The 6,713-nt window shown below is 68.6% G+C and carries 7 protein-coding genes; 5 read left to right on the top strand and 2 right to left on the bottom strand.

Going from position 1 to position 6,713, the window contains the following annotated elements:
- The first annotated feature begins 139 nt into the window (after positions 1-139).
- Positions 140-868 (top strand): OmpW family protein, encoded by a 729-nt coding sequence (locus IPF36_RS09945; protein WP_135706151.1) that lies wholly within the window; start codon positions 140-142, stop codon positions 866-868.
- A 79-nt stretch (positions 869-947) separates the two neighbouring features.
- Here the strand turns inward: IPF36_RS09945 and IPF36_RS09950 are convergent, their stop codons facing one another.
- Positions 948-1,148: a heavy-metal-associated domain-containing protein gene (locus tag IPF36_RS09950; protein ID WP_195427887.1), complete on the bottom strand. Its 201-nt coding sequence runs from the start codon at positions 1,146-1,148 to the stop codon at positions 948-950.
- 182 nt (positions 1,149-1,330) lie between these two features.
- On the opposite strand from IPF36_RS09950, the gene IPF36_RS09955 reads away from it, so the two are divergent.
- The 3 genes from IPF36_RS09955 to IPF36_RS09965 all read left to right on the top strand — a co-directional run bounded on the left by IPF36_RS09955 (position 1,331) and on the right by IPF36_RS09965 (position 5,331).
- Positions 1,331-3,841 (top strand): heavy metal translocating P-type ATPase, encoded by a 2,511-nt coding sequence (locus IPF36_RS09955; protein WP_255519734.1) that lies wholly within the window; start codon positions 1,331-1,333, stop codon positions 3,839-3,841.
- Positions 3,838-4,278, top strand: a complete 441-nt coding sequence (cueR, locus tag IPF36_RS09960; RefSeq protein ID WP_195427888.1) for a Cu(I)-responsive transcriptional regulator — start codon at positions 3,838-3,840, stop codon at positions 4,276-4,278. Before IPF36_RS09955 ends, cueR begins: the two co-directional genes overlap by 4 nt.
- A 90-nt stretch (positions 4,279-4,368) precedes the next feature.
- Positions 4,369-5,331 (top strand): alpha/beta hydrolase, encoded by a 963-nt coding sequence (locus tag IPF36_RS09965; protein WP_135706149.1) that lies wholly within the window; start codon positions 4,369-4,371, stop codon positions 5,329-5,331.
- Here the strand turns inward: IPF36_RS09965 and IPF36_RS09970 are convergent.
- Positions 5,328-6,215, bottom strand: a complete 888-nt coding sequence (locus tag IPF36_RS09970; RefSeq protein WP_135706148.1) for a LysR family transcriptional regulator — start codon at positions 6,213-6,215, stop codon at positions 5,328-5,330. The two genes, IPF36_RS09965 and IPF36_RS09970, sit on opposite strands and share 4 nt — an antisense overlap.
- A 277-nt stretch (positions 6,216-6,492) precedes the next feature.
- Here IPF36_RS09970 and IPF36_RS34590 point away from each other — a divergent pair.
- Positions 6,493-6,713: aldehyde dehydrogenase family protein (locus IPF36_RS34590; protein WP_368671138.1), on the top strand; the 221-nt coding region annotated here is incomplete at its 3' end.

Here is a 6,713-nt window from a genome sequence, read left to right on the forward strand (position 1 = left end):
GTCTTCAGCCTGGGTTTCTTAGTGGTTAACCCTTCGTTTAGGGGGCGTCCTCTACGATTCTGTATCGTCGGTGAAACAGTCCTTCTCATACCCGCCGGATAATGCATACGGCAGTAAACGAATGAGGAGTAAGAGGACTATGAAATCGACCTACAAGAAGAAGATGCTGGCGGCTGGCGCTGTCATGGCGCTGACAGGAGCCGCACAAGCACAATCGGCCGGCAGCAATATCGTCAGCCTGGGCTGGTTCCGCGTGATGCCGAACAGCTCCGCCGACCCGATGACCGTCGACAGCATCAATGGCCGGCCGGTCAACATGACCCGCGCCAACACCGGCGCCGATATCGAGAGCGCCGACACCTTGGGCCTGGCGTTCACGCACTTCTTCACGGACAACATCTCGGGCGAGCTGGTCGCGGGCATTCCGCCCAAGCATGACGTCACGGGTACCGGCGAGTACGCCAAGTACGGCAAGCTCGGCTCGGTCAAGCAGTGGAGCCCGGCGCTGCTGGTCAAGTACCACTTCTTCGACGCCAGGACCAAGTTCCGCCCGTATGTCGGCATCGGCGTCAACTACACCTGGTTTACCGACGAAACCATCACCAACCAGCAATTCGTCAATGGCGCGTTCGGCATCCCCGGCGCCAGGATGACCGCCAGCGCCAAGCCGTCGTGGAATCCGGTGTTCAACATCGGCGCCAACTATGCGATCAATGACAACTGGTTCCTCGGCCTGTCGGTGTCGTACCTGCCGCTGTCCACCACCGCCACGCTGACCACGCAGGCTGGCCCGGTGACGATCATTTCGCATACCAAGATCAAGATCGACCCGGTGGTGACATTCCTGAGCGTGGGCTACCGCTTCTGAGCGCAGCGCCACGGCCAGTGCAAAAAGGGACGCCCGGGGGCACGCCCGGGGGCGTCCCTTTTTGCTGCAGGCCTGCCGCTTATGACACCGACTTGACCGGATAGCCAGCGTCTTCGATGGCGTGCCGCAATGCCTGCGTGTCGGCGCCGCTGTCCACGCGCACGGCCTGGGTCGGTACGTCGGCGCTGACCCTGGCGGCCGGATCAACCGCCTGCACGGCACGCGTGATGGCGCCGACGCAATGGTTGCAGGACATGCCTTCGACCTGGAACTGGATCATGCTGGAAACCTCCTGAAGGGTTGAATGGCGGCACGGCGCCGCGACAGACATAGTGTGAACCTTGCCATGGTGGGAAGCGCAAGAGGATTTTTAAAGTGGCGGGAAATGCTGTTCCGCCCTTGACCTTCCCATGATGGTAAGGTTCATGATGCTGACATCGACACTGTAGATGATCCAGAACCATGACAAGTTCCAGCGCTGTGCTCGCTCCGCAACCCGCCAAGAACTTTGACGACACGCCCGAATGGCGCCTGGCGGTCGAGGGCATGACCTGCGCCTCGTGCGTGCGCCGCGTGGAGAACGCGCTGGCGCGCGTGCCGGGGGTTCACGACGTGGCCGTCAACCTTGCCACCGAGGCCGCCACCCTGCATGCCGACTCCGCTGCCGTGCTGCCGGCCGCCGCGCGCGCCGTGGCGGATGCCGGCTATGCGGTGCCGCAGGACACCGTCGAACTGCAAGTCAGCGACATGACCTGCGCGTCGTGCGTCTCGCGCGTGGAAAAGGCGCTGCGCGCCGTGCCGGGCGTGGTGGAGGCGCAAGTCAACCTGGCCACCGAACGCGCCACGGTCACGGTGCTGCGCGGCACCGCCGATGACGCCGCGCTGACTGCCGCCGTGGCGCGCGCGGGCTATGGGGCCACGCCGGCGGCTGGTGCCGAAGCCGGCGCAGTTGCGTCGACGCAAGCCGCGCGCACGCCTGCGTTCTGGGACGGCCCCTGGCCGGTGGCGATCTCGGCCGCGCTGTCGCTGCCGCTGGTCGCGCCGATGGTGCTGGCATGGTACGGCGTGCACTGGATGCTGCCGGCCTGGGCGCAGTGGCTGCTGGCGACGCCGGTGCAGTTCGTGTTCGGCTGGCGCTTCTATAAGGCTGGCTGGAAGGCGGTGCGCGCGGGCGCCGGCAATATGGACCTGCTGGTGGCGCTGGGCACGACCGCGGCATACGGGCTGTCGCTGTGGCTGATGTGGCGCACGCCTGCCGACGCCATGCCGCACCTGTACTTCGAAAGCGCGGCGGTGGTGATCACGCTGGTGCGGCTCGGCAAGTGGCTGGAGACGCGCGCCAAGCGCCAGACCGCCGAGGCCATCCGCGCGCTGGCGGCATTGCGCCCCGATACCGCGCGCGTGCGCCGCGGCGGCGAGGAAATCAGCGTGCCGCTGGCTTCGGTGCGCGTCGGCGACGAGGTGGTGGTGCGCCCGGGCGAGCGCATCCCGGTTGATGCCGAGGTGATCGAAGGCAGCAGCCATGCGGACGAATCAATGCTGACCGGCGAGAGCGTGCCTGTGCCCAAGAAGCCGGGCGACCGGCTGACCGGAGGCGCGATCAACTTCGAAGGGCTGCTGGTGGCGCGCACCGTTGCCGTCGGCGCCGAGACCGTGCTGGCGCGCATCATCCGCATGGTCGAGCACGCGCAGGCGGCCAAGGCGCCGATCCAGCGCATGGTGGACCAGGTCAGCGCGGTGTTCGTGCCGGTGGTGCTGGTGATCGCGCTGCTGACGGTGCTGGGCTGGGGCCTGCTGGGCGGAAACTGGGAAGCGGCGCTGCTCAATGCGGTGGCGGTGCTGGTGATCGCCTGCCCGTGCGCGCTGGGGCTGGCCACGCCCACCGCGATCATGGCGGGCACCGGCGCGGGGGCGCGTGCCGGCATCCTGATCAAGGACGCCGAGGCGCTGGAAGTGGCGCATCGCGTCAGCGTGGTGGCGTTCGACAAGACCGGCACGCTGACGGTCGGCAAGCCCGAGGTGGTGGCGCTGCATGCTGCCGATTCTTCCGATGCCGACGCCGATGCCGACGGCGGCGCGCTGCTGGCGCGTCTGGCCGCGCTGCAGGCCGGCAGCGAACACCCGCTGGCACGCGCGGTGCTGGCCGCGGCGCAGGCGCGCGGCATCGACGTGCCCAGGGCCGAGGACGTCAAGGCGCTGCCGGGCCGCGGCATTTCCGGCGTGGTCGACGGCCAGGCGCTGCAACTCGGCAGCGAACGCCTGCGCGAATTGCTCGGTGCTGACGCGGGTACGCTGGCACCGGTGGCGCAGCGGCTGCAAGGCGAAGGCCGCACCGTGTCGTGGCTGGTCGAGACCACGCCGTCACGCGTCGTCGGGCTGGTTGCGTTTGGCGATGCGATCAAGCCGGGCGCGCCCAAGGCGATCGCCCGGCTGCGCGCGGCGGGCGTGCGCACCGTGATGCTGACCGGCGACAACGCCGGTGCGGCGGCGCGGGTAGCGCGCGAGCTCGGCCTCGACGAGGTGCAGGCCGAGGTGCTGCCCGAGGACAAGGCCGCGCGCGTGCAGGCGCTGGGCCAGGGCGGTGCGGTCGTGGCGATGGTCGGCGACGGCATCAACGATGCACCGGCGCTGGCGGCCGCCGATGTCGGCATCGCCATGTCGACCGGCACCGACGTGGCCATGCACGCAGCCGGCATCACGCTGATGCGCGGCGACCCGGCGCTGGTGGCCGACGCGCTGGCGGTCTCGCACCGCACCGTGCGCAAGATCCGGCAGAACCTGTTCTGGGCATTCTTCTACAACGTGGTCGGCATCCCGCTGGCGGCGGCGGGGCTGCTGAACCCGGTGGTGGCGGGCGCGGCGATGGCGTTCTCCAGCGTCAGCGTGGTCAGCAACGCCTTGCTGCTGCGGCGCTGGCATCCGCAGTCCAGAACGGCAGCCACGGCAGCCACCGCACAGGGAGGCAAGCGATGAATATCGGCGAAGCGGCGCAAGCGTCGGGCGTGTCGGCCAAGATGATCCGGCACTACGAATCGATCGGGCTGGTGAAGGCGCCGCCGCGCACCGAGGGCGGCTACCGGCGCTATGACGAACGCGCGGTGCATACCTTGCGCTTCGTGCGGCGCGCCCGTAATCTGGGCTTCTCGCTCGACGAGATCCGCGACCTGCTGTCGCTGTGGCGCGACCGCGGCCGCGCCAGCGCCGACGTCAAGGCGCTGACGCTGAGGCACGTGGCCGACCTGGAGCAGCGCATTGCCGAACTGGCGGCGATGCGCGATACATTGCGGCAACTGGCGCAGCATTGCAGCGGCGACGACCGGCCGGATTGCCCGATCCTGGCCGATATCGCGGATGTGCCTGGCACTGGCGACGCGCGCCACGCGGCGCGGGAAGAACAGGGCTGTCACTGATCGCCTTGTGGCGTTTGGTGCAGTCACGCAGCAAGACAAAGAACAATGCCGGCGCACACGCCGGCCCGGCCGCAGAGGAGACCGTAGCGCATGGCACAACCGATGACGGACGATCCCGCTTCCGCTGGCGCCGCCGAGGCCCGGGGCACCACTACAGCCCCTGGCCCCGCCATTGCGCACGCGCCGGTGCAAAGCCGCCAGCGCATGCGCGACGGCACCGAGCTGCTGCTGCGCACCTGGCTCCCCGATCCCGGCCGCTTTGCGGAACCGCTTGGCTCGGTGCTGCTGGTGCACGGGCTTGCAGAACACGCCGGGCGCTACCAGCACGTCGCCGAACTGCTGTGCGGATTGGGATTGCGCGTGCGCGCGTTCGACCTGCGCGGCCACGGCGCCAGCGGCGGCGCGCGCATGGTGGCCGACCATCCCGACATCTATCTCGAGGACCTGGCCGAGGTCTACGACGCCGCGCTGCATGACTGGAACGAGCTGCCGATCCTGCTCGGCCACAGCATGGGCGGGCTGATCGCGGCGCGCTTTGCCACCGCGCGCGTGCGCCCGGTGCGCGCGCTGGTGCTGTCATCCCCTGCGCTGGCGCTGCGGCTGGCGCAGCCGATGCTGGCGCTGCACCGCGTGCTGCTGACGCTGGCGCCGCGCCTGCGCGTGCCCAACCCGATCGACGCGCGGCACCTGTCGCACGATCCGGCCGTGGTGGCGGCCTACCGCGCCGACCCGCTGGTGCAGACCACCATCACCGCCAGCGTGCTGGAGAGCTTTATCCGCGGCATGGCGCAGGCACAGGCCGATGCCGCGCGGCTGGAGGCGCCGATGCTGATGCTGGTCGGCGGCGCCGACCGCGTGGTCGATCCGGCGGGCAGCCGCAGCTTCTTCGACAATGCGCCGCCCGACCTGCGCGATGAGGTCTGGTATCCGCACGGCTTTCACGAGATCTTCAACGAAGCACAGCCGCTGCGCGGCGAAGTGTTCGCGGCGCTGGGCGACTGGCTGCGGCGGCACTTGCAACCCCCTGCGGCCTCGGCGCCGCCATCGGGCTAGGTCCGGAACACCGACTCCGCCACGCCGAACACCGCGGCCACCACCGGGTCGTCGCGGCGCGTTGCCAGGCAGACCAGCGTCAGCTCGGTCTGCACGGACATGCCCTCGACGATCACCAGGCCGTGCGCATGCGACTCGCGCAGCGCAATCGAATCGCGTACCAGCGACAGTCCCACGCCGGAACGGACCAGGTCCAGCATCGAGGCTTCCTGGTCCACATGCGCTACCTTGGGTACCCCGGCCGCGTCGACACCCGCTTGCGCGAAGCGCTCGCACAGCAGGCGGTTATGCGCCGATTCGGGCGGCGTCCAGATCCACGGCAGCGTTGCCAGCTGTGCCCATGAGCGCAGCGCGGTGCGTTCCTTCCAGCCCTTGGGCGCGACCACGTAGTAGGAGAAGGGCGTCAGCGTAAGCGCATGGAAGCTCGCGTCGGCCGGCTGGCCGAGGTAGAAGCCGACGTCGAGCGCGCCGCTGCGTACCTGTTGCAGTACCCAGCCCGACATGCCATGGCGCAGCTCGGTGCCGATCTGCGGGTGGCGCTCGACCAGCGTGCGCAGCATCGGTCCCAGCCGCGTGAATTCCGGATCCAGGATGGTGCCGATCGCCAGCCGCCCGCGCACCGTGTGATGCATGGCATCGACGGTGTGCTGAAGGTCGCCCACGCCGTCGAGGATGCGCTCGGCCAGCGGCAGCAGTGCAGCGCCGTCCGCGGTCAGTGTCAGGCCGGCGGCGGTGCGTTCGAACAGCTTGATGCGCCACGCCGACTGCAGCGCCTTGAGCTGCAGGCTGACCGCGGGCTGGGTCAGGTGCAGGCGTTGCGCGGCGCGGGTCAGATTGCCTTCTCGTGCGACGGCGACGAATGCGCGCAGATGGTGGAGGTCCAATGCAATGAGGGCGTGTCGAATGCGCGAGTGGTGCGGCGCAATATTTAGCGCGGCTTATATTGCGCTTGACGATAAATCATTGGACGGGGCGGTGCAACTGCACCAAGCTTGCGCTCATTCCGGCCCGCTGCGCCATGCGCGGCAAGCGACGCTGCGGCGCTGTTATTACCGCGCGCAATGATTGCGGCCGATCCTCGATATCCAGTATCAAGCAGGAGTGGAAGTGGAAGACATCCTTGCAGAAGCCAGCGCTGTGCAAACTACCGTTGGACATTTCATCGGGGGCCGGCAGACGCGTGGCGCGTCGCAACGCCTGGCCGATATCTACAACCCTGCGATTGGCGAAGTTGCCGCACGCGTGGCGCTTGCTACCGCGCAGGACGTTGCCGACGCCGTGGCTGCCGCCAAGGCCGCGTTTCCGGCATGGGCCGAGACGCCACCGCTGCGCCGCGCGCGCATCCTGTTCAAGTTCAAGGAGCTGCTCGACCAGCACCATGA

It is taken from the genome of Cupriavidus sp. IK-TO18, assembly GCF_015549295.1.
In the GTDB taxonomy this organism is placed as follows: Bacteria; Pseudomonadota; Gammaproteobacteria; order Burkholderiales; family Burkholderiaceae; genus Cupriavidus; species Cupriavidus oxalaticus_A.